We start from the raw sequence: 22,829 nt of genomic DNA, 5'->3' as shown, positions 1-22,829 counted from the left end.
CATTAAAAGTATACCTGAGAAGAAGCTATTTTTTGATAGTTATAACAGCTGGGATAATTAGGGCTATTACAATTCCACCAACAAGCATCATATCAAAATTTAAAACCGACATATCCATACTGTCTATAGGAATAAATCCAACAATAATTGCAACTATACAACCAACACAGCCTAACAGAGCCATTAGTATAGTTCCAAGAGAGCCTTTACATATTTCATATTGACCTTCTTGAAGAGGATAGCTTATTTTAAGCTTAACAGCTGTTATAAACATAAATATGTATGCGATTACAGCTAATTGCGCAGTTAAGTCACTAAGATACCAGTATGCTTCATTGACTGATGGCATGAATATATATGAGAAACAAAATACCGTAAAGATAAGAGCTTGTGTTATAAGCATGGTATCAGGAGCGTCATTTTTGTTAGTTCTACCAAATATTTGTGGCAGGATATTATCATTACTAACAACCATAAATGCTCTGGATAATCCCATAATCCAAGCTGAAGTTGTTGTAAATGCACCAAATATTAATGTAATTGCAATAACATATGTCATCCAAGGCATATTGATTTGGTTAAAGAAGTAGTGAAATGAAACCATCAATCCTGTGACAATATCAACATCACCAATCTGTAGCTGACTACTAACTAAAATCACAGCTATATTTGATAAAATCAAAGAACCTAGTATTACAGAGCCTGAGATTAGTAAGGCTCTAGGAAAGTTCTTTTTGGCATTTTTGACATTAGCAGCATGAATTGCGCTCATCTCTAGACCAAATAGGCTAAACATAACTGTTATAAATAAAGCCCAGCTACTTATGTTATTACCTGATGGGATAAAATCACCAACAGTGGGTAAAATTATCTCAGAAGTGTGAGAAAACGACCAAATAATAGCTATTAATATAATAATAAACATAGGTAGAAGGGTACCTATAATAGCACCAAGAGTACTCACTGTGCTTGAAGTTTTGATACCAAATAAGTTGATAGCTGTAGCACTCCAAAACATAACCAAGCTCATTGATATCATATACCAAGGGTTAGATACTAACTCATTTGCATTTTGACCTATAGTCGGAGCTATTACATAAGCAATAATACCAGCGAAAAAACCACAAATAGAAGGAAACCATACAAGGTTATAAACCCATTGTATCCATATCACTAGGAAGCCCAATCTTTTACCAAAAGCTTTTTTGACCCAGATATAAATACCGCCAGTCTCTTGAGATGATCCTGTAGACATTTCAGCAGTAAGTAGAGCGCATGGAATTAAGAAGAAAATGCCCGCAAGAATATAAAAAGTAATAACTATCCAGCCAGCTTGAGCAGTGATTGATATGTTTCTTAAGCTATCAACTGCAATAATATTTATCATTATTAGTCTGATTAGACCAAACTTTTTACTACTAATAATTTGTTCCATTATTCTACTTTTCTATTTCTCCGATACCACGGTTTAGTATATACTTAAAGGAATTTTATAACAACTAGAGCGTGTGTTACTTTTATGAAACGAAAAGTTTTTGTTTTGGGCCTGCTAGTTAGCTTACTAAATGTAGCTTATTCTGAAGAAGATTCGTATATTTGTGATAACAAAATTCTCAAAAATCCAATTATAGCATCAGAGTCTAGAACTCAGTTGAATTTTACAAACTGGGCTGACTATATATCTCCGGATATAGTGCCTTGTTTTTCAGAGTTGTCTAATACTAGAGTTAAGTATATATATACATCTGATGATAATATGACAAGAGCGAAGATAATGACAGGCTCTTCTGGTTTTGATTTGATAGAGCAGGGTGCTTTGTATTTGAATAGTGAGATAGCATCGAATGCTCTTATTAAGTTAGATAAGTCAAAGTTACCAAATCTAGATTATCGTAATAAAGTTATTTATGACAAGGTATCTCAAATTAATGATCCGGGTAATAACTATGCTGTAGTATATAGTTATGGAACTACTGGACTAGCTTATAACAAGCAAGAAATAGAACAAAGATTAGGAAAGGATGTTGTTCCTAATAGTTGGAAATATGTATTTGATAAAAAGTATCTCAAACAGATAGCGCCATGTGGAGTTTCATTGCTTGATGAGCCTGAGCAGATATTCGGTAATTACTTTTTTTATCATGGTATTGATCCTAATACTAATAGTAAAGCTGAGTATGAGAAGGCAGCTCTAGATATTATCAAAAACGTACGTCCATATATTAAGTACTTTGATAGTAATAAGTATCAAAATGATTTCACAGCTGGTAATCTGTGTCTAGTAATGGGATACTCTGGTGATGTGGTTAGATCTGTCGAAAGAGCAAAAACTGTTAATCCTGATGTGACTTTAGCATATGTGATACCTAAAGAAGGTACTAATATTTGGTTTGATATGTTGATGATTCCAAAAGGAGCTAAAGATCTTGATAAAGCTTATGCTCTTATGAACTATATTATAGATCCGTATGTGGCAGCTCAAAATAGTAATTATTTATATCAGCCTAATGCAGTAACACAAAATGAAAAATATTTAGATGATATATTTAATGATACGAATATCAGACCTACTGATGAGATGATCAAAAAGATGTATGTTCTTAATATTCATGATGCAGAAATGCAGAGTTTTATCAGTAGAATGTGGATGAATGTTAAATATGGCATAGAATTTACACCTAAGTACTATAAGCCAAATTAAAACTAGTTTAAAGCCATTTTGGATTGAATACTTCTAAAAGAGGTGATTGGTTAGGATGTATTCTTAGTTTTTGATCTCAGATAATATTCGATGATAATTCTTAAATCTAACGGGATTGATGTTACCTTGATTAACTTGCTCAACAATTTGACAACCTTTAGATCCCTCTTCATGTGAGCAATTTCTGAATTGGCACATCCCTTTATATTTTTTGAAATCTAAGAAACCATCAAAAAGCTCTTCTTTTGTGATATGCCAAAGTCCAAATTCTCTAATGCCAGGAGAGTCAATTATACTAGTAGTATCATCTATCTCGTACAAAGTAGAGCATGTAGTAGTATGACGCCCTTTTTTGGTAGAATCTGATACAGCAGTTGTTGCAGTAATTTTTTCACCTAGTATTGTATTTAATGTTTCAGACTTGCCAACACCTGATTGACCTAAGAATATTGATGTTTTGTCTTTAAGCTCTTCAAGAAGCTTGTCAATTCCTATATTGTTTTGTGCAGATATATAAAAAACTTTATAGCCAATTTCTTGGTAAACACTTGCTAGGCTTTGAATATATTCTTTATCTTTTTCTGTCTGATTATCTATTTTGTTGATAACAATTATTGGTTCAATATTACTGTTATGTAGTGCAGCTAGATATCTATCAATATAGTGTTCAACTGGTGCCGGAGAGTGTGCAATAATTATTACAGCACTATCAATATTTGCGGCAATATTTTTATTTTTACGCTGATATTGATTCGGACGAGCGATTAAATTCTTTCTATCTAATAATTTAGTAATTACATAAGTGGAATTTGTATATTCTAATTCTACATTATCCCCTACAGTCAGTTCACCTTTCAAGTGGCTTCGTAATAGTGCCGAAACTTTCTCGCCATTTGTAAGTTTGACAGAAATGTTGCCACCGAAATTCGTTATGATTTTTCCTTGCAAGAATATAGACTTAATAACTTAATATTAAAATTAATTATAAGCCTTATTTATAAAAATGCTAATAATGTCTTGTATATATTTGAATAAAAATATTATCTTTGTTAGTATCGAGAGGTTAAGAAATAAAATTTATACTTAATCTTAAAGAAGAATTAAAGGAGAAGTAATGAAAAAAACTAAAATTTTAGCATTAATGGCTTTGGCAACGTTTGGTGCGACAAGTTTTTCTTATGCGGATGATACAGGAGGCGTTAACCTATCACCAGAAGGATACTGGGTACAATTTGATGAAGATCCTGATGCTGGTCGTGGTATGCCACAAGGTATTATTCATACTTATTTCGCAGATAATAATGATTATGGAAAGAAAGGAACTCTTCAAATGGAGATAGTAGTTCCTCTAATGTATGTCGATGCATCTGGTAAACCAACTAAGCCAAGAGCAACATGTAATAATTGCTCAAATGGCTCATATAATGGTTTTGATTACAAAGGTAAAAACACTCCGCTACAGGGAATAGTATTCGCAGGTAATATGCAGCCACAATCAGGTACAGGTGTTGCTGGTCAAAGTAGTGATGTATATAAAGATGGTGGTGTAATAAATCCAAATGATGGTAAAGTTTACGCATCTGAAGCACAAGTTCAAGATGCAGGTAGAACAATGTATGCTAAAGCTGCTTATATCGTGTGGGGTAAAGAACTAGGTAGCAAAGCTGCTCATTGGCAAAGAATCACAAAAGCTGATTACGAAAAAGTTAAAGCAGATTGTGGTGTAACCGCTGATGGACAATATGTAAATAAAGATGAGAAGGTTACTGCTACTTGTACTAACTATCCTGTTGAGCAATTTGGTGTTAAAAGTCCTGTCTAATTAGTTTGTATAATTCCAATTTTTCTTTATACTTTATCTTAAAAGTCATAACAAATTTTCTAGAATGATTAAAAAAATTACTTTCCTGCTTTTTGGTTTTTTTATAGCTATGAGTAGTTATGCAAATTTTGATAAATCAAATGTAAATGGTTATTGGTTACAAAGAGATGAAGCTACAAATACAAATGTTGGTGTAATTCATGCTTATACTAACGATCATGGTAGTTTAAATGCAAGAATGTTTGTACCATTAGCAAATGTTGATGATGGTAAGATTCACCCTCCGATTGTATATTGTAAAAACTGTGGCAAAGGTGATGCTTATGGACATAAATATGACTACTCTAGTGGTCATGATACATATCAAGGACTAGAGTTTGTCTGGGATATTAAAAAATCAGGCTCTGCTGATAAATCACATGGAAAAGGACCAGTTTATACTGAGGGATCTGTACTAAATCCACATGATGGTAAATTTTATCATGTCAAAGCTCAAACCATAGAAGATGGGGATAAAGTTTATGTTAGAGCTTTTTGGGGATTTTTAGGCAAAGATGAATATTGGCAAAGAATACCTAAATCCCAAGCTAATAAAATAAAATGGGAGTGCGGTTTAACAAAAGATAAAATCTATCCATATCAAGATAAGTCTGGCAAGATTGTAGATCAAGAGCTATGGAAGGAGTGTTCAACAAGAGATTTTGTAAAAGATCCTTTGTGATAAATTATCTATGTATTCTCAGCAAAATTATCGCCAAATAAGATTATTACCTGAAGATTTAGCCAATCAAATAGCTGCAGGAGAAGTTATAGAAAGACCTTCATCTGTTGTCAAAGAACTTATTGAAAACTCTATAGATGCAGGAGCAACTGCTATTACTATAGAAATTCAAGAGGGCGGTAAGTCATTAATCAGAATTAGAGATAATGGTAAAGGAATTGTTTATGATGATTTGCGACTAGCTCTAGCACCTCATGCAACAAGTAAGGTTTATACTCTTGAAGAATTAGAGTCTGTTGCTAGCATGGGCTTTCGTGGTGAGGCATTAGCAAGTATTGCATCTGTATCTAAGTTAAAGATTATATCTAAGCATCAAGACTATGATGATGCTTGGCAAATCAATAACGAAACTAGAGAGGTTACTCCTGCTGCACATGTGACAGGGACAACTATAGAGGTTAGTGAACTCTTTTACAATACACCAGCACGACGCAAATTTTTGAAAAAAGATAATACTGAGTTTTTACATATTTCTGATTTACTTAAGAAATATATGCTTTGCTATTTTAGTATAGCCTTTAGGCTTATTCATAATGGTAAAGAGGTCAAAGATCTACTTTCAGCAGAAGATGCGCAACTTAAATATAATCGTGTGTTAGATTTGTATAGTCGTGACTTTATTGAGAATGCTATCTATATAGATAAAGAGGTTGGAGATGCTCATTTATGGGGCTGGGTGGCTAGTCCTAGATTTAATAGAGCTAGAGCAGATATGCAGAGCTTCTATATAAATGGACGTATTATCAAAGACAAGATTGTTACTCATGCGATAAAAAATGCTTATAAAGATGTAATGTATGGTAATAGATATCCAGCATTTTTGCTTTATCTTGATATGGATTATAAAGAGGTGGATGTAAATGTTCATCCAGCTAAAAGTGAAGTGCGCTTTAGAAATCAGAAATTCATCTATGATTTTCTTTTTGGTACAGTCAATAAAGCTATAACTACAAGTGCAGATATAGAAATTGAGACTTCTAGCTATAGTGAAAGCAATATATATCAAGAATCTAAAGGTACTAATAATCCTCTTAATATTGGTAATATGAGTTTGGATATCAGTATTGAGGATGAAAAGGATGAAAGCTCAAGTACTAGTTTGTTAGATAAATATTTTAGTAATCAAACTAATCAAGAAAATGAAATTCATATATCACAAAAGCCAAAAGCTAGTGGTTTAGGACAAGCTATCTGTCAGATTCATGGTATATACATACTCTCTCAAGTTGAGGATGGTGTAGTACTTGTTGATATGCATGCAGCACATGAGAGAATACTCTATGAAGAAATGAAAAAAACTTGGCATGCAGATGCTGCTAAGTTTAAGCAAAATTTATTAATGCCCTTAACATGCCGATTATCAAGTAATATAGTCGCAACGATTGATGAGAATCTTGAAGTTTTTGAGAAGCTAGGCTTTGAAATATCAGTAGTAGCAGATGATGCTGTATTAGTACGTTCAACTCCAATATATGTCAAAGATAAAGATGTACAAAATTTAATATCAAATGTAGCTACAGAGCTTACATCTTCTGGTAAGACAAAGAGTGTTGAGTTTTATCTAAACCATATTTTGGCTACAGTATCTTGTCATGCTGCTGTACGAGCAAATGATAAGCTTAATATTCAGGAGATGAATCATCTACTAAGACAGATGGAAACTGTGGAAAACTCAGGTCAATGTAATCATGGCAGACCGACTTGGGTGAAGCTTAATTTTGCGCAGTTAGATAATTTCTTTTTGAGGGGGAGGTAGAAATTTTATCTAGTGGATAGAGAAAATAATTTAATTTTTGTATTATTTTAAGTACTAGCGATTTAATTGTTTAGTTACAGTTGAGACATTGGAAAGAATTTGATTTTCTTTTAGAGCCATTAATTATTATTTGCACAACATTAACAAATGCAATAGATAAAATGATTAGTTTATCTAATGATTTAGATGGGGGGACAGCTTTAGAGTATACAGAAAGTCTTGTGGGAACTGCGTTAGTTGCATGTCAGACTTATATGCTAGGAACAGTCGGAGATATAAGCGAGATAAAAGGAACTAAGCTTAATAAGATTGAGCTCTATAAATATGGTAAGTCCAAGTGTGAAGAATATACTATTGTAGAGTTAGTAAATGCTCTTGCTAATTTTTTTTAAACATAACGAAGAATGGGAGGCATGGTCAACTAATGAAACGGCGAAAACTCTTAGATCTTATGGTATTGATGGAAAAACTGAATTTCCATTATGTAAAGGAATAGAAAAGATTATTGGAGAATCCTTTGAGCTTAACGGTTTAGTAACAGTTTTAAAAGATTGGCGCTATTCATTGATAAATGATTTATCAGAAAATTAAAGTTTATACAATTATTATAATGATATTACTAGACTCTTCTTGCTTATAACTATTTCTAATATAGAATAACCTTAGATTATTTGTATCTATATTTTCTGTAATTAATTTAGTCGGAAGACTTTAAAAATCTTATCTTGATAGGTATTGTATGCTCAATTATTTTAAAGGTAGAAGTAGACTATTTAGTAATAGTTCTTTTAGCTATGCTTGTGTGATGACTTTATTTAATGCTACTGTGGTAGGTATCGCGTATATATCTATAAGTTGGCATTTGTTAACTCTAAAGAATAACCTTGAAGTTATAATGTTATTTATGCTTACTTGGTGGATTTTTGGAGTGATATTATCTCCAATTACAGGTTATTTTGCTGATCTTATACCTAGAAGAATAATTATAGTTCTAGTAAATATCTTTAGAGTTATATTACTTTCAGCATTTGTATTTTTGGGTAATTTAGATTCTTTAACTCTAGTATATTTGTTTACAAGTATATGGGGGATTATATTAGCATTTTTTATGCCGGCAATGATGATAATGTCACGAGAGCTATTTCCTAATGATGATGTTCTATTATATGCAAATAGTACGATGGATGGGCTATTTGAATTTGGTATGGTTATTGGAATGTCTTTAGGAGGGATCTTAGTAGCGTATTTCGATATGCATCAGATTATGATAATAATGCTTGCTGGAAGTATTTTTGCGACTTTGTGTAGTTTTATGATTGTGCCAAAGAGAATTGTAAAAAATCAAAAAGGGAATTTTTTAGATAATTGGAAGGAAGTTATTAACTACCTTAGCAAAAATATATCGTTATACTGGTGTTATTTGGCTCAAGTTAGCATGACTTGTATATATATGATTGCGCCAATCTTTATATCTCCATATGCGAAAAACATTCTTCATGCTTCATCTTTGGAATTTGGACTAATAGAGATAGCATTTTCGGTAGGTTTTATTATTGGGAATATTCTATTGCCATATATGATAGAAAAAATGTCGCCAAAATTAACTCTGGCTTTTTCTATGAGTGCATCAGCTATGATGTATTTATTGTTGGGATTAAACCAAAGTATAGCTTTTGCTATTTTGTATTATCTAGTAGCTGGTGTATTTATATCATCATGGGTGATAATTGTTACTATAGCACAAAAAAATACGCCGATAACTTTACAGGGTAAAATCCAAGGTGTTGCTTATGGTTTATCCGGTCTCGTTGTGATGTTTATATATACAATATTTTTTATGATTAACTATTTAGAACCATTACCTAGTAATAGATGGTTTTATCTATTGGCAGCTTTGGCATTATGTACATTATGGCCAATATTTAAAGGATTAAAATTTTTAGATAAAACTAAGTAATAGATATTGAATTAGTGATGAGTTGAAATTATTGATTTAGATTATCTAAGTACTTCTCAGCATCTAACGCAGCCATACAACCAGTACCTGCAGAAGTTACTGCTTGTTTGTAAACATGATCAGCTACATCACCAGCAGCAAACACGCCTTTGATATTTGTTTGGGTAGCATCGCCAGCTAGACCAGATTTTACCTTGATATAACCATTTTCCATTTCAAGCTGATCTTTGAAGATACCTGTGTTTGGAGTATGACCAATAGCAATAAATACTCCCATAACATCAATCTTAGATTCTTCGTTAGTTTTGACATTTTTAAGGCGTAAAGAATTAACGCCCATATCATCACCAAGAACCTCCTCTAATGTACTATCCCAGATAATGTTTACATTACCATTTTCTGCTTTTTCCATTAGTTTATCGATAAGGATTTTCTCAGATCTAAGAGAATCTCTACGATGAATTAGTGTTACAGATTTCGCAATATTTGATAAGAAAAGAGCTTCTTCAACAGCAGTGTTACCACCACCAACTACAGCGACATCTTTGTTTTTGTAAAAAAAGCCGTCACAAGTAGCACAAGCAGACACACCTTTGCCCATGAACTTTTCTTCTGATTCTAAACCTAAATATCTAGCAGTAGCACCAGTAGCTATAATTAGAGCATCACAAGTATACTCTTCAATCTCTCCAACTAATTTGAAAGGTCTAGTTTGTAGATCTACAGAGTTAATTGTGTCATATGTGATTTGTGTATCGAATCTCTCAGCTTGTTTCTGTAGTTTTTCCATAAGCTCAGGACCCATGATACCGTCAGCTTCACCTGGCCAGTTATCTACATCTGTAGTGGTTGTAAGCTGTCCACCGGGTTGCATACCTGTGATAATTACAGGGTTTAAGTTTGCACGAGCCGCATAGATCGCTGCAGTATATCCAGCAGGACCAGATCCTAGGATTATTAATTTATGATGATTTGCCATTTTTAAAAAGTTCTTCAAAATACGATTATGGCGAAATTATAGCATAGTGCTTGTTCAAGTGAAATTTTGAAATAACCTTCTTAAGAGGTTTATTTTGAAACTACTAATTGCTGATGTGGATTTATTTCTTTGACAATGTTTTTTATCTTAGTGAAATTATCAATATAAGCGAAGCTATCTAGAGCTTCTAGATCTACACCATTATGATAACCGTAACTTACCATTATAGTTTTTACATTTGCCTCTCTAGCACATAAATAATCATTCATAGAGTCGCCAACCATCAAACTCTCTTCAGCTTTAGCATTTAGCTTATCCATAGCAAACAGTAAGGGTTCAGCGTATGGTTTGTAGCTCGTTGTAGTATCTCCACCAACAATTACTTCAAAATAGTTAATTAAATCTAAATGAGTTAGGGATTGTATAGCATCTTCTTCATGTTTGTTTGTTACAACAGCCATTTTGATACCTTGTTGCTTTAAGAAATCTAAAGTTTCAATGACATTGGGATATACTCTACTATTCGTACTATTTAAGGTTTTGTATGTTTGACTGACAATTTTAACACCTGTATCAGCGATAGATTCAATATATTCTTTATTATCAAAATCTAATGCTAGAACTTTTCTAACGGTGGTAGGGTAACCTTTACCAATTATATTTGCTAAGACATCTTCAGATACCGGCTCAAGTCCAAAATGTTTACGCATGGTATTTGTTGCAACTGTTAGATCACCAACTGTATTTACAAGTGTGCCGTCTAAGTCAAAGAATATATTTTTTATCATACTTCTAGTTAACCAATTTAATTAGGGAGAATTATATCTAAGTTTAAGTAATGTTTCTAACTTTTGAGTTTTGAAAAACTATTTACTATAAATTCGCTCAGCATTCTTATTCTATATGGCTGAAACTGCTTTGAAGGATGTACTATACTTATCATGTTTTCAGGTTTATCATTTTTATTGAGTGTTACTCTATATTTTGGTAGAACCTGTACCAATGTTCCTGATTCTAAATCTTGCTTAACATCCCAATATGATTTTTCACTTATCCCATTTCCATTAATACACATTTGTCTACTTATGTAGCCATTATTAACTATGTAAGATGGTTTTATGTCAACTTCATATTTGTTATTTTCCTGATCAATTAAGTACAATTTTTTGATTGTGTTGGAGTTTATTTTTAGTGTTATGAAATCATAGTTATCTAACATATTTATATCATTGATGTTAGATATATTCATCTTCTGTAGATACTCGGGGCTGGCACATAGCATTCTATAGTTATCGACGAGCTTTTTTGCAATAAAGTTACTATCTGGTAGATTGCCATATCTAATTGCTATATCAAAAGGAAATTGATTGTAGGAAATTACATCATCAGTTAGATTTATATCGTATTGGATGTTGGGATTTTTTTCTTTGAACTCATCTAAAATTGGTAGGATTATCTGTTTACCTAAGTCAAAAGGAATCGTTATCTTAATAATGCCTTCCGCAGTATTCTCATTATTTTGAATATCTTCTTGTAAGTTTTCTAATTGTTCTAGCAACTTAATAGCAGTAATGTATAGCTTTTCTCCTGCTTTAGTAGGTTCTATTTTCCTTGTAGTTCTTATTAGAAGTTTAGTTTGGTAATACTCTTCAAGGGCATTGATTTTATTGCTAATACTAGCAGGAGATAAATAAAACTCTCGTCCAGCAGCAGATAAGTTACCGTAGTTAATAGCAGCTACGAATAATTTGAGTTCATATAACATTTTCATCTTTTAGATTTTCTAAAAAGTTATTTGATATTTTTGTATATTATCATTTAAAAAGTTAAAAGTATAATTGGTGGCAAGTAATAAAGATTTAAATTTATAAGGATAAGATTATGAAAAAAGGTTTAATTCCACTGATGTTGGGTGGTCTTGCGATAGGGATGACAGAATTTATCATGATGGGAATACTTCCTCAGGTAGCAGGGTATTTTAATGTGAGTATTCCAGAGGCAGGACACTTGATAAGTATATATGCATTAGGAGTTGTAGTTGGAGCACCATTATTAATATTTTTCTCATCAAGATATAGCCCTAAAAAGTTACTTATAGTGATAAGTATTATGCTGGTATTATTTAATGGTTTATCAATATTTGCGACAAATTATGAGTTCCTAATGGTTGCAAGATTTTTATCTGGTTTACCTCATGGTGCCTTTTTTGGCGTTGGTTCTGTAGTTGCTATGCGTATAGCTGATCCAGGTAAAGAATCACAAGCTATAGCTTTGATGTTTGCTGGATTAACTGTAGCTAATCTTCTGGGTATTCCTTTGACAACATCTTTAGCGCTGATGGTAGGATGGCAAATAGCATTTGTGATAGTTGCTTTGATAGGTATTATGACAGTTGTTACGGTGTTGTTGTTTATTCCAAATCTAGAGCTAGAAAAATCTAAGGACTCTACCAGTACATCAGATAAACATATATTATTAAAATCTAATAGCTGGTTAGCTTTAGGAGTAGTTTCTTTAGGTTTTGCTGGATTGTTTGCATGGTATAGTTATATATCTCCATTAATGATAAATGTAACAGAGCTTTCAAATACAACTATTCCGTATATATTATTCTTAGCTGGTTTAGGAATGTTTTTTGGGAATCTATATGGTGGTAAATTAACTGATAAAGTTGGAGCAATAAATGCTACAGTTGTTACCTTAGTTGGTCTTGTATTAGCGTTATTATTGATGTATCTAACAGCTAACTTTAAAATTTTTGCAATAGTTATAAGTTTTGGATTAGGATTCTTTGCATTTGCTCTAGTTCCAGCTGTCCAAACCTTAGTGATAGAAGTTTTCAAAGGGTCTGAAATGTTAGGTTCTACGCTAAGTATCGCAGGATTTAACATTGCTAATGCAATAGGTGCTTTTGCTGGAGGTCTACCAATCGCTTATGGTTTTTCATACTCAAGTAGTGTAATTGCAGGTATGATAGTTTCTATATTAGGAGTGTTAATGATATTTATGCTTAAATATAGGTTATCAATGGCTACTCAAAGTGCTTAGAATATAGTTTAAATCTAATTGTTAAGTTTTGATTTTATTGCAGTCATCTCATCAACTTGACTAACTTTAATTTCTAAAGCAGACGATGGAAAAGCAGTACATTTAGTATCTCGTAAAATTTTTTTAGAAGCAGAGCAGTGGATATTTGTTACTTTTGTAGTTTCGAGTATTTCTTTTAAATTATTTGAGTTAATTCCACCACCAGGCATTATTTGAATTTGGCTACCAAAATTTTCTTGTAGAGTTCTTATAATTTCTAAACCTTGTATTACATTTGGTTTAGCTCCAGATGTTAAAATTCTATCAAAACCTAGTTCAATAACTTCTTGAGTAGCTGTGTATATATCTGTTGTTAAATCAATTGCTCTATGAAAGGTTAGTTCTTTGCTAGCTTGTTTTGCTAGCTTGATAAATGGCTTTAGAAAATCTTTATCAATTTTATTTTCCTTAGTCAAAGCACCAATGACAATACCATCAACACCAAGCTCTAGCATCAGTTTACAATCAGTAAGCATAATTTGCTGGTCTATCTTATCGTAATAAAAATCACCAGCACGATGGCGAACCATAGCCTGTAATGAACCTATAAAATTCTCTTTGGCAAATTTGACTAAACTAGGCGAGGGTGTAAGTCCTTCTACTCCAAGAGCGGAGCATAGTTCTAATCTATCAGCGCCAGCTTTTTGGGTATTGAGTATTGATTGATAGTTATCTATACAGATTTCTAGGGTTGTCATCGATGAGCAGATTATCTAACTTTGATTTATCATATTATAACATTAGTTTTATGTTGGTTTCGCTACTAACCACTAATGAGTAACCTTTTATTAATCATAATTCATAGTCTTCAATTTGTTTTAGAGTTGGTATAATTGTTTGTAACAAAATTAATTTTATAGAGTTTTTATGAGTCAACTATTTATCGTTTATCTTGGCGGGAGCGCACCCAAAGCAAATATCGAGTTGCATGATGTACAGTTTGTAATTGGTAATACTATCGAAGATACCTATGAGCAACTTAGACAAAATTGGTTTGGCACGGTCAAAGGATTGCATTTGGATAGTTATAAAGCTCTCAAAGGCGCAGATGGTTATCAAATATCTATCCAAGATAGACCTCAAAACTTTAATAAAAAGTTATATTTTGTCAATCTTGGTGGCTATGATGAATCTAAGCTAAATGAGCTACATGAGTTTGCTTTATTTGTTGCTGCAGATAAAACAGAAGCAAAAGAAAAAGCAAAGCAAAGTCTACTAAAAAACTCTCTACATCAGCACAAAGATAATCTTATAGAAATTGATGATTGTTTAGAGCTCAGCTCTGTAGATGGTAAATATATCCATTTAGTTCTAAGTGATGAAGAATATGACTTAAAACCTGATTGGTTTGGGTATAGAGTTATAGGTTCTTAAAGTTAATATGGTTTTGAAATAGCTTGAGTAACACTAACATTTTCATGAATTTCTTTGAACGCAGTTGAAAATGCCTCTTTACTATTAACGTATTTATAGGTATTTTCTAAAAAATCTGCTTGATTAATACTAGCAGCATCAAATGATTTGGTTTTCCATTCTTGTCCAATTTGTATTATAGTGCTTTTGAATTTAATAAATTTAAAAATAGCTATCTCACCAGGATTGTTATTATAGGCTTTTATATTTTTATTTGATAAGGATCCACATAGCAAAATTGACATACTTGAAGATTCTGTCTTTGCAGTGTTTAGAATTTTAACATTTTTACCACATGACTTTACAAACCCAGATAGAACATAGTTAGCATATTGAGATACACTAAGCTTATTTTCTTTGTCATATAATCCTGATATGGTATATATTTCTTTCCAATCATCAAAACTCTGTCCCGTAGGTATTTGCTCATATAAAAAGCTAATCCCTTTTTGACTTCTATATACATCGCCGACTAGACCCGTGCTAAACCATGTTGGATATGGGTATATCAATGAAGTATCATAAATTTGCATTGTTTGAATAGAGTTTTTAACTTGATCCTTCGACATCCCCATATAATCTTTTTCTGCTGAGAATGAAATACTAAGCGATATTAATATAGTAAAAACTGATAAAAGTAATTTTGTCATTTACTAGAGCATTTTATTTGAATATATCTATTTTAAATAGATGTATTAAGAAAAGTAAATAACTACGATATTAATTCAGCCTGTTTTTTAACAGGTTCATTCATACCTTCAGTCCAAACCCAGTAGAAGACTGGTTCACTACCTTTAAAGCTTGCCACATAGTAATTGTCTTGACTATCAATAGCATGAATTGTTAGCTCATCTAAATATCCAGTTTTAAGATGGCGTAAATCTTTAGTAGCTTCTAACACAGCATCTTTTACAGACATTCCCATTTTCATATATAGAACTACAGATCTAGCTGTACTGCAACGAATAGCCATCTCACCAGTATGTGTACAAGCACAAGCTCCATATCTAGAGTCGGCATATGAGCCAGCACCAATAATTGGGCTATCACCTAACCTACCAGGATAGCGCCAAGCCCAACCAGAAGTACTTGTAGCAGATGAGATAGTATTGTTATGATCTTTTGATAGATACACAGTAGTATCAAAAACTTTCTCAGGATCAACAGCAAATTTACTTACACCTATAAGAGGGATATTTGGGAAGTTCTTTTTTTGTTCAGCTGAAAGATGTTTATTTAAATGTTTTTGCCATTGTTCTTTAATTTCAGGTGTTAAGTTATCAACTTTTAGAGCATCTATTTCATTAGCAAAACGATTCGCTCCTTCACCGACTAATAGTTCATGATCAAGTTTCTCCATTACTTGGTATGCTACCTCTACCGCATTAGCATATCCTTTTAGTGCTCCAACAGATCCTGTACGTAGATCATCTCCATCCATTACAGAAGCATCTAGTGTTACATTACCTAATATATCAGGCCATGATCCTCTACCTACAGTAGTTATTGTTGTATCATTCTCAACAAGTTTGATACCTTCAATTATAGATCTAAGTCCATTTTCTTTATTTTTTAGTCGTTTAAAAGCCTCTGGAACTCCACCACGACCTTCATCATTTGCAATTAAAATCATTTTCTATACCCTAAGTTTAGTGAGTTTTTTTAATATTGGGGTTAATGCCAATAATATAACAGTCATGATAGTTGCTGCAATAAAAAGTTTAAAATATCCTGAGGCAAAGCTACTTGCTGGGGTATTTTTACCAACTGCAATATGTGAACTAATTACTCCACCAAAGAATCCTGCATAAGCACTAATTGTCCACCATACTCCCATCATTGTTGATTTTAGATGCTCAGGAGCAAGGCGAGTGACTAAGGCTAATCCAACAGGTGAAATGCACAGCTCACCAAAAACAAGCATTAAGTAACACAGTAGTAGCCATATTACATTAGCATGTCCAGTTTGAGCTGCTATTGATCCAGCTATGCTTAAGAATAAGAAACATAATGCAAGAAATACTAAGCTAAATACAAATTTTAGCTCATCAGAAGGTTCTTTGTTACGTTGACTTAGTTTCTGCCATAAGACACCAAAAAAAGGGGTGATTATAACTAATAAAGTTAGTTGTGTTGCCATAACAGTAGTAACAGGCATATTAAAACCTAAGATATTAAGTTCAATATTATGCTTGATAAATATAGGAATACTAATAGAAGTTTGATTACTCAGTGACCAGTAAAAAAGCATAAATATTGATAATATTAAAAGAATAGCAATATTAGTCTTTTGATTACTTCCAAGAGATTTCCAAAGAGATATTAGATAAATCAACAGAACAATTCCAGATAATGAAATAATTATCATAGATTGAGTAGGGTGAGCTATTAAATAAGCAAAAATACATGCTGAAAAAATCACAAATAATATAATTGCTTGCCAAACATTTAATCCCAAGAAAAGTTTTCTTTGCATAACTTCATAGTTCGGCGCATCACAGCTTTTAGGGAGATGCTTTTTACCTGATTCAAAAAATATTAACCCGAGAGCCATTCCAAAAGCGGCTAAACTAAAACCATAATGCCAACCAATTTTCTCACCGACAAAACCAACTATAAAAGTTGCTAATACAGAACCAAAGTTTATACCTGTATAAAAGTAGGCAAAGCCACTATTTCGTAGAGACTCTCTATCATCATAGAGTCTACCAACCATTGTAGAGACATTTGACTTGAAAAAACCTGTGCCAGCAGAAATACAACCTAACCCTAAAAATAATGCAGTATCACTAGATCCAGATAGTGCCATAATTATATGACCAGTCATAATTGAGACACCACCAATCAGCACACAACGCCTGTAGCCAATAATTCTATCTGCTAAAATTCCACCAACAGCAGTAGTGATATATAGATATGTTACATAACTACCAAAAACTAGAGCAGCATTAGCATCTGTGAAATCTAATCGCTGAGTCATGTATAAAATTAAAATAGCTGATAATCCGTAAAAGCTGAAGCGTTCCCACATTTCTGCGAAAAATAAGAATTTGAGTCCTTGAGGATGTCTAAGATGTTCCATTTTTGATTTTATTAAAATATAGGGTAAATTCATTTTAACTAAACACTAAATATAAATCATTAATAAGCTATTGCTAAATGTACTTTTAATAGCTAAAAAGCCTTAGTCGCTATTGATATCTAATGTATATTGAATATAATTTCCGCTCTTATATAAATTAATAACCCAGGGTAAATAAGTATGTCATTCAAAGGTTCGTGTCTTTGTAATTCTGTTCAATTTGAAATTAATGGTAGTTTTGAAAATTTCTTTCTGTGTCATTGTGAGCATTGTCGTAAAGATACAGGTTCAGCTCATGCAGCTAATTTGTTTTCATCAAATGCAAAATTAAATTGGCAATCTGGTCAAGAATTAGTCAAAAAATATAAACTACCTGCATCACATCATACAAAAAGTTTTTGTGGTGAATGTGGTTCAGCATTACCTTTTGAGCAATCAGAATTTAATTTAGTAGTAGTGCCTGCTGGTAGTCTAGATGATAAAGTAGATATTAAGCCGACAGCTAATATATTTATGGCTAGTAAAGCTAATTGGGACGAAAATTTAGCATCAGCTCATAGTTTTGATGCTTTTCCAATGCCTTAAAGAGTAATATTACTTACTATTTTTCATAAGTTTTTCTATACCAACGAATGTAACATTAAATATTACAGGTCCAAGAAATATTCCGATAAAACCAAAAGCTTGGATTCCTCCTAGTATACCTATCAATGAGGCAGCGAAACTAAGTTGTACTTGTTTATTGATAATTTTGGGTTGCATAATATTGTCTGTGAAAATATTTAGAGCAAAACCAACTACTAGTATGATAATAGCTTTGGTAGCACCATATACTACAAATACACTGGCTCCGATGAGTATATAAACAATGCCAACCATAAATGGGATCATAGACGCGATAGCTACGGTAAATGCAAGTAAAATAGGTGTTGGCATACCTGTTAGTAAGAATGTTATAGCCATAACAGTACCAACAAGTGATGCGGTTAGAAAAATTGCTAAACTTACTCTACGAGTTGTAATAATCGCTGTAGATATGAAACTATCGCTATCATCAAAGTCCTTAAGTACTACTTTTTTTGCAAATTTTTCTAAAGTAGAGCTACTAACTAGGAATTGATATACCAGTAAAAGTGTAATTAAAAAATCTGTTATAAAGCTTATAGATGTTGAGCCTACGTATCTAACTTTAGGTAATATTTGACCTAAATTGGAGATTATGGTGTCACTATCATCGTTAATTGCCTTTATTAGTTTGTCCAAATGTTCTTGAAGGATACTTCCTATGTAAGGAATTTTGCCTATAGAATCACCAAGCGTAGCAAAAGTTTGTGAAAGTGTTTCTGGATGTTGTAAGTATGAAACAATCTCTGAAATAGCATAGTATAGAACAATTAATATGGGAATAAAAACACACAGAAGAATTCCCATAACTAATAGGAAACTACTTCTATGTTTACCAATATGTTGCTCTAAGTACTCTTGAAGTGGAGCAAGTATTATTGCCAAAAGTCCTGCAAAAAGTATAGAGTAAATAAAAGGGTATAAAACCCACATTACTAAAGCACCAATAATGCAAATAATAGATAGTTTCTTAATAGTTTGTAGTGACATTTTATTTATAGTTGTTGTAACAATTAGAATAAAGAATAGCAATATGTTTAAGTTTTATAAACTGCTCTATAAGCTTAATTCATAAAACTTACAACTATTTAAGTTGATTCTAAAGTGTAACAAGGTTGATTTATCAATGTTTAGAAGCATTTCGAGAGATTTTACCATTGCTCAATATTTCCTTGAGCATCTAAAAATTTTCCAGAATCTTTATGATGGAGATTTTCAATAAGATTAGTCATCGCTTGGATGCTATCACTAATTTCCATAGTAGCATTATCTCCACCCATCTTAGTTTTAACCCAACCAGGTCGAAGACTTATGGTAATTATCTCTGGGCACTCAGCAGCAAATGTTTTTGTTAACATATTTAGAGCTGCTTTTGATATGCGGTATGAATAGCCAAAACCAGCTTTTGTTTGCTCTATAGAGCCAGCTTGGCTACCCATATTAATAACTATTGGATTAGCAGATTTTAGCAGATTCTCTTTGAAATTATGAATAAGATAAAAAGCTCCTAAACAGTTCGTTTGAAAAGCATTATTTATCCAGTTTGGATTAGTTTCAGAAATACTAAATTTTTGATGGTTCTCAGGGTAAATACCGGCATTGTTTATTAATATATCAATAACAATACTTTTATACTTTTGAAACAATTGTTTTTGGTCTATAGGACTACTAACATCAAGTTTTTCTATAATAAGTTTTTGATATTTCTTAGAAAGTTCTTTTAGGTCATTTGCTTTAGCTGGATCACGGCAAGTTGCGATTACATTACAGTTTTTTGTTAAATAGTGTTCAACGAAACCTAGCCCAATTCCTCTATTCGCACCCGTAATTAAAATATTTTTTTGCATTATTTTAGTACTTATATATTTGGTTTTATATTATATGACAATTAGTTTTGGCATCACTAATTAAACTCTTCGCGGTACTTTTAGGTAGTTCAACAGCTCCTACTCCTGCACCTAAAATAGCTCCTAAAATAACAGCCCCACCTATTTGGAATGGTTGTATAAATGAGTTTTTACTTAAGCCACCACTATCAAACATCATTGGAGACATCATGGCTCCGCCAACCATTCCTCCTAATAAACCTACAGGTACCATTAGAATAGTTCCTACTCCTATACCTATTGCTGAGATAGGCATCATGAGGATAGTAGATAGTGTGCCACATTCTTTGTTTTGTTTATAACTTTCGCTTTTTAATGCTCCTGGTGCTACAGAATTTATATTTTTATTTTCTGATAAACAATATCCCATGCTGGTAGTTAGGAGTAATGTTGTAAGACTAAAAAATAAGATTACTTTTTTAAACATAATTTCACTAGTAAGTTAATAACTTATATTAAGTTATATTATCACTTTAAATTAGATTTTTTAAAATTATAAAATTGAAATATGAATAAAGAAAAAAATATTTAGAAAATAAAAATTACCAACCAGTAACTTCTTTAAGTTTAGAACCTAATTCAGCAGGTGATCTAGTATAAGCGATACCAGCAGCTTCAAATGCAGCAAATTTTTCTTCAGCTGTACCTTTACCACCAGAGATGATCGCACCAGCATGGCCCATACGCTTTCCTGGAGGAGCTGTAACACCAGCGATATATCCGATAACTGGCTTAGTCACATTATGTTTAATGTACTCAGCAGCTTCTTCTTCAGCTGTACCACCAATTTCACCGATTAAGATGATAGCTTCAGTTTGAGGATCATTCTCTAAAAGTTTAAGAGCTTCGATTTGGTTCATACCTGGGATTGGATCTCCACCTATACCGATACAAGTAGATTGACCAAAGCCTAACTTAGTAGTTTGAGCAACTGCTTCATAAGTTAGAGTACCAGAACGAGAAATGATACCAACTTTACCAGGTTGGTGAATATGACCAGGCATAATACCAATCTTACATTGACCTGGAGTGATCACACCAGGGCAGTTAGGACCAACAACTTGTACATCTTTACCTTTTAAATATTCTTTAACTACTAACATATCTAGAGTAGGAACACCTTCAGTAATGATTACAACTAACTTAACACCAGAATCGATAGCTTCGATAGCAGAATCTTTTACAAACGGAGCTGGTACATAGATTACAGATGCATCTGCACCAGTAGCTGCAACAGCTTCAGCCATTGTGTTAAAAACTGGTCTATTTAAGTGAGTAGTACCACCTTTACCAGGAGTTACACCACCTACGATATTTGTACCATAAGCAATAGCTTGCTCTGAGTGGAAAGTACCGTTTTTACCAGTAAAACCTTGTACTAAAACTTTTGTATTTTTATCAACTAATACGCTCATTATTTAATATCCTTTTAACTGTTTTAATTTATTAACCTAGTGATTTCACAACTTTATCAGCAGCATCAGCTAAACCATCAGCAGGTATTAGTGTCAAACCTGAATCAGCTAATATCTTAGCGCCTTTTTCTGCATTGTTACCTTCTAGACGAACAACTACTGGTACAGTTACGTTTACTTCTTTAACAGCTTCGATAATTGCTTCAGCGATCATATCACAACGTACAATACCACCGAAGATGTTAATTAAAACAGCTTTTACATTTTCATCATCTAGGATTAGTTTGAAAGCTTCGATTACTCTTTCTTTAGTAGCACCACCACCTACATCTAGGAAGTTAGCAGGCTTACCACCGTATAATTGGATAATATCCATAGTAGCCATTGCTAGACCAGCACCGTTTACCATACAACCGATGTTACCTTCAAGAGCTACATAGTTTAGCTCATGCTCAGAAGCTTTAAGTTCTTTAGCATTTTCTTGAGATTTGTCTCTAAGAGCTAATAATTTAGGGTGTCTGTAAAGAGCATTTGAATCAAGATTGATTTTACCATCAACACAAACGATTTCGCCGTTTTCTCTAACTGCAAGAGGGTTGATTTCAAATAATGCAAAATCACACTCAACAAATGCTTTGTAAGCACCTAGCATAGTTTTAACGAAATCATTAATTTGCTTACCTTCAAGACCAAGTTTGAAAGCCACTTCACGAGCTTGGAAAGGTTGAAGACCAACTAATGGATCTACTTCTACTTTAAGGATTTTCTCTGGGGTGTTGTGAGCTACTTCTTCAATATCTACACCACCTTCAGTTGAAGCCATGAATGTTACTTTACGGCTAGATCTATCAACTACCGCACCAAGATATAACTCACGAGTAACAGGGTATACATCTTCAAATACACCTACAGAATTAACTGGCTGACCTTCAGCATCAGTTTGGAAAGTAACAAGATTTGTACCGATTAGGCTCTCTGCTACTTCACGAGCTTCTTGAGATGATTTAACAACTTTTACACCACCAGCTTTACCACGACCACCAGCATGTACCTGAGCTTTAACCACAGCAAATTTACCACCAAGTTGGTCAAATGCTTGAGCAGCTTCATTTGGGTTATGAGCTACGATACCTTTTTGAACTTTTAGACCATAGCTTTCTAAAAGATCTTTAGCTTGATATTCATGTAAGTTCATTGATTTTCTTCCTTATTTGATCGTTTGACGAAAATTTTTGTTAAATAACATCTCAAATAATAACTCATTTACGCTATTTTTTCTAATAAAAAACAGAATTTAAACTTAAAGAATAGGATATATGAAAACTC

The 22,829-nt window shown here is 32.7% G+C and carries 24 protein-coding genes; 10 read left to right on the top strand and 14 right to left on the bottom strand.

The annotated features are described in order from the left end of the window. Window positions 1–25: 25 nt before the first annotated feature. Window positions 26–1,435: a glutamate transporter GadC gene (gadC, locus tag FTPG_RS09075; RefSeq protein ID WP_004288169.1), complete on the bottom strand. Its 1,410-nt coding sequence runs from the start codon at window positions 1,433–1,435 to the stop codon at window positions 26–28. A gap of 84 nt (window positions 1,436–1,519) precedes the next feature. Between gadC and FTPG_RS09070 the strand changes: the two genes are divergently transcribed. Continuing rightward, window positions 1,520–2,701 carry a polyamine ABC transporter substrate-binding protein gene (locus FTPG_RS09070; RefSeq protein WP_004288168.1) on the top strand — a complete coding sequence of 394 codons (1,182 nt, stop codon included), beginning with the start codon at window positions 1,520–1,522 and terminating at the stop codon, window positions 2,699–2,701. 63 nt (window positions 2,702–2,764) lie between these two features. On the opposite strand, the gene rsgA is transcribed toward FTPG_RS09070, so the two are convergent. Next, the gene (rsgA, locus tag FTPG_RS09065) at window positions 2,765–3,649 is read right to left on the bottom strand and encodes a ribosome small subunit-dependent GTPase A (protein ID WP_004288167.1); all 885 of its coding nucleotides are present in this window, start codon (window positions 3,647–3,649) and stop codon (window positions 2,765–2,767) included. Between the two features lie 166 nt (window positions 3,650–3,815). Here rsgA and FTPG_RS09060 point away from each other — a divergent pair, with 166 nt between their 5' ends. The 6 genes from FTPG_RS09060 (at window position 3,816) to FTPG_RS09035 (ending at window position 9,017) form a co-directional block, all read left to right on the top strand. Then, entirely contained in the window at window positions 3,816–4,523 is a 708-nt protein-coding gene (locus FTPG_RS09060; RefSeq protein WP_004288166.1) for a DUF2147 domain-containing protein, read from the top strand. Between the two features lie 109 nt (window positions 4,524–4,632). Next, window positions 4,633–5,244 carry a DUF2147 domain-containing protein gene (locus FTPG_RS09055; RefSeq protein ID WP_234367158.1) on the top strand — a complete coding sequence of 204 codons (612 nt, stop codon included), beginning with the start codon at window positions 4,633–4,635 and terminating at the stop codon, window positions 5,242–5,244. A gap of 10 nt (window positions 5,245–5,254) precedes the next feature. Continuing rightward, window positions 5,255–7,060, top strand: a complete 1,806-nt coding sequence (mutL, locus tag FTPG_RS09050) for a DNA mismatch repair endonuclease MutL (protein ID WP_004288164.1) — start codon at window positions 5,255–5,257, stop codon at window positions 7,058–7,060. Between the two features lie 161 nt (window positions 7,061–7,221). Beyond that, window positions 7,222–7,452 (top strand): hypothetical protein, encoded by a 231-nt coding sequence (locus FTPG_RS09045; RefSeq protein ID WP_144402388.1) that lies wholly within the window; start codon window positions 7,222–7,224, stop codon window positions 7,450–7,452. Then, window positions 7,430–7,651: a hypothetical protein gene (locus FTPG_RS09040; protein ID WP_004288162.1), complete on the top strand. Its 222-nt coding sequence runs from the start codon at window positions 7,430–7,432 to the stop codon at window positions 7,649–7,651. Before FTPG_RS09045 ends, FTPG_RS09040 begins: the two co-directional genes overlap by 23 nt. 148 nt (window positions 7,652–7,799) lie before the next feature. Continuing rightward, window positions 7,800–9,017: an MFS transporter gene (locus FTPG_RS09035; RefSeq protein ID WP_004288161.1), complete on the top strand. Its 1,218-nt coding sequence runs from the start codon at window positions 7,800–7,802 to the stop codon at window positions 9,015–9,017. Window positions 9,018–9,045: 28 nt separating this feature from the next. On the opposite strand, the gene trxB is transcribed toward FTPG_RS09035, so the two are convergent. The 3 genes from trxB to FTPG_RS09020 all read right to left on the bottom strand — a co-directional run bounded on the left by trxB (window position 9,046) and on the right by FTPG_RS09020 (window position 11,767). Beyond that, a complete protein-coding gene (gene trxB / locus FTPG_RS09030) occupies window positions 9,046–9,996 on the bottom strand; it encodes a thioredoxin-disulfide reductase (protein WP_004288160.1) in 951 nt (316 codons plus the stop codon). 89 nt (window positions 9,997–10,085) lie between these two features. Then, complete coding sequence (locus tag FTPG_RS09025) at window positions 10,086–10,784, bottom strand: HAD-IA family hydrolase (protein ID WP_004288159.1); 699 nt, start codon at window positions 10,782–10,784, stop codon at window positions 10,086–10,088. A gap of 56 nt (window positions 10,785–10,840) precedes the next feature. Then, entirely contained in the window at window positions 10,841–11,767 is a 927-nt protein-coding gene (locus FTPG_RS09020) for a LysR family transcriptional regulator (protein WP_004288158.1), read from the bottom strand. 110 nt (window positions 11,768–11,877) lie between these two features. Between FTPG_RS09020 and FTPG_RS09015 the strand changes: the two genes are divergently transcribed. Continuing rightward, on the top strand, window positions 11,878–13,044 hold the full coding sequence (locus FTPG_RS09015; RefSeq protein ID WP_004288157.1) for an MFS transporter: 1,167 nt from the start codon (window positions 11,878–11,880) through the stop codon (window positions 13,042–13,044). Between the two features lie 14 nt (window positions 13,045–13,058). On the opposite strand, the gene FTPG_RS09010 is transcribed toward FTPG_RS09015, so the two are convergent. Beyond that, window positions 13,059–13,781 carry a copper homeostasis protein CutC gene (locus FTPG_RS09010; protein WP_004288156.1) on the bottom strand — a complete coding sequence of 241 codons (723 nt, stop codon included), beginning with the start codon at window positions 13,779–13,781 and terminating at the stop codon, window positions 13,059–13,061. Between the two features lie 169 nt (window positions 13,782–13,950). Between FTPG_RS09010 and FTPG_RS09005 the strand changes: the two genes are divergently transcribed. Further along, window positions 13,951–14,457, top strand: a complete 507-nt coding sequence (locus tag FTPG_RS09005; RefSeq protein ID WP_004288155.1) for a DUF1543 domain-containing protein — start codon at window positions 13,951–13,953, stop codon at window positions 14,455–14,457. 2 nt (window positions 14,458–14,459) lie between these two features. Here the strand turns inward: FTPG_RS09005 and FTPG_RS09000 are convergent, their stop codons facing one another. The 3 genes from FTPG_RS09000 to FTPG_RS08990 form a co-directional block, all read right to left on the bottom strand. Further along, window positions 14,460–15,146 carry a hypothetical protein gene (locus FTPG_RS09000; protein WP_004288154.1) on the bottom strand — a complete coding sequence of 229 codons (687 nt, stop codon included), beginning with the start codon at window positions 15,144–15,146 and terminating at the stop codon, window positions 14,460–14,462. 62 nt (window positions 15,147–15,208) lie between these two features. Continuing rightward, window positions 15,209–16,129, bottom strand: a complete 921-nt coding sequence (locus FTPG_RS08995) for a glycosylasparaginase (RefSeq protein ID WP_004288153.1) — start codon at window positions 16,127–16,129, stop codon at window positions 15,209–15,211. 3 nt (window positions 16,130–16,132) lie between these two features. Beyond that, window positions 16,133–17,578, bottom strand: a complete 1,446-nt coding sequence (locus FTPG_RS08990; RefSeq protein ID WP_004288152.1) for a peptide MFS transporter — start codon at window positions 17,576–17,578, stop codon at window positions 16,133–16,135. Window positions 17,579–17,758: 180 nt separating this feature from the next. Between FTPG_RS08990 and FTPG_RS08985 the strand changes: the two genes are divergently transcribed. Continuing rightward, window positions 17,759–18,163 (top strand): GFA family protein, encoded by a 405-nt coding sequence (locus tag FTPG_RS08985; RefSeq protein WP_004288151.1) that lies wholly within the window; start codon window positions 17,759–17,761, stop codon window positions 18,161–18,163. A 9-nt stretch (window positions 18,164–18,172) separates the two neighbouring features. Here the strand turns inward: FTPG_RS08985 and FTPG_RS08980 are convergent, their stop codons facing one another. The 5 genes from FTPG_RS08980 to sucC form a co-directional block, all read right to left on the bottom strand. After that, window positions 18,173–19,192, bottom strand: a complete 1,020-nt coding sequence (locus FTPG_RS08980; RefSeq protein WP_004288150.1) for an AI-2E family transporter — start codon at window positions 19,190–19,192, stop codon at window positions 18,173–18,175. 161 nt (window positions 19,193–19,353) lie between these two features. Beyond that, a complete protein-coding gene (locus FTPG_RS08975; protein ID WP_004288149.1) occupies window positions 19,354–20,049 on the bottom strand; it encodes an SDR family oxidoreductase in 696 nt (231 codons plus the stop codon). A 25-nt stretch (window positions 20,050–20,074) separates the two neighbouring features. Continuing rightward, window positions 20,075–20,515 (bottom strand): hypothetical protein, encoded by a 441-nt coding sequence (locus FTPG_RS09920; protein WP_004288148.1) that lies wholly within the window; start codon window positions 20,513–20,515, stop codon window positions 20,075–20,077. A 115-nt stretch (window positions 20,516–20,630) separates the two neighbouring features. Further along, a complete protein-coding gene (gene sucD / locus FTPG_RS08965) occupies window positions 20,631–21,503 on the bottom strand; it encodes a succinate--CoA ligase subunit alpha (RefSeq protein ID WP_004288147.1) in 873 nt (290 codons plus the stop codon). Window positions 21,504–21,534: 31 nt separating this feature from the next. After that, the gene (sucC, locus tag FTPG_RS08960) at window positions 21,535–22,698 is read right to left on the bottom strand and encodes an ADP-forming succinate--CoA ligase subunit beta (protein ID WP_004288146.1); all 1,164 of its coding nucleotides are present in this window, start codon (window positions 22,696–22,698) and stop codon (window positions 21,535–21,537) included. Between the last annotated feature and the right edge of the window lie 131 nt (window positions 22,699–22,829).

Origin of the sequence: Francisella philomiragia subsp. philomiragia ATCC 25015 (assembly GCF_000156715.1) — a bacterium.
GTDB lineage: Bacteria > Pseudomonadota > Gammaproteobacteria > Francisellales > Francisellaceae > Francisella > Francisella philomiragia.
This window is presented reverse-complemented; position numbering and strand designations above follow the sequence as displayed.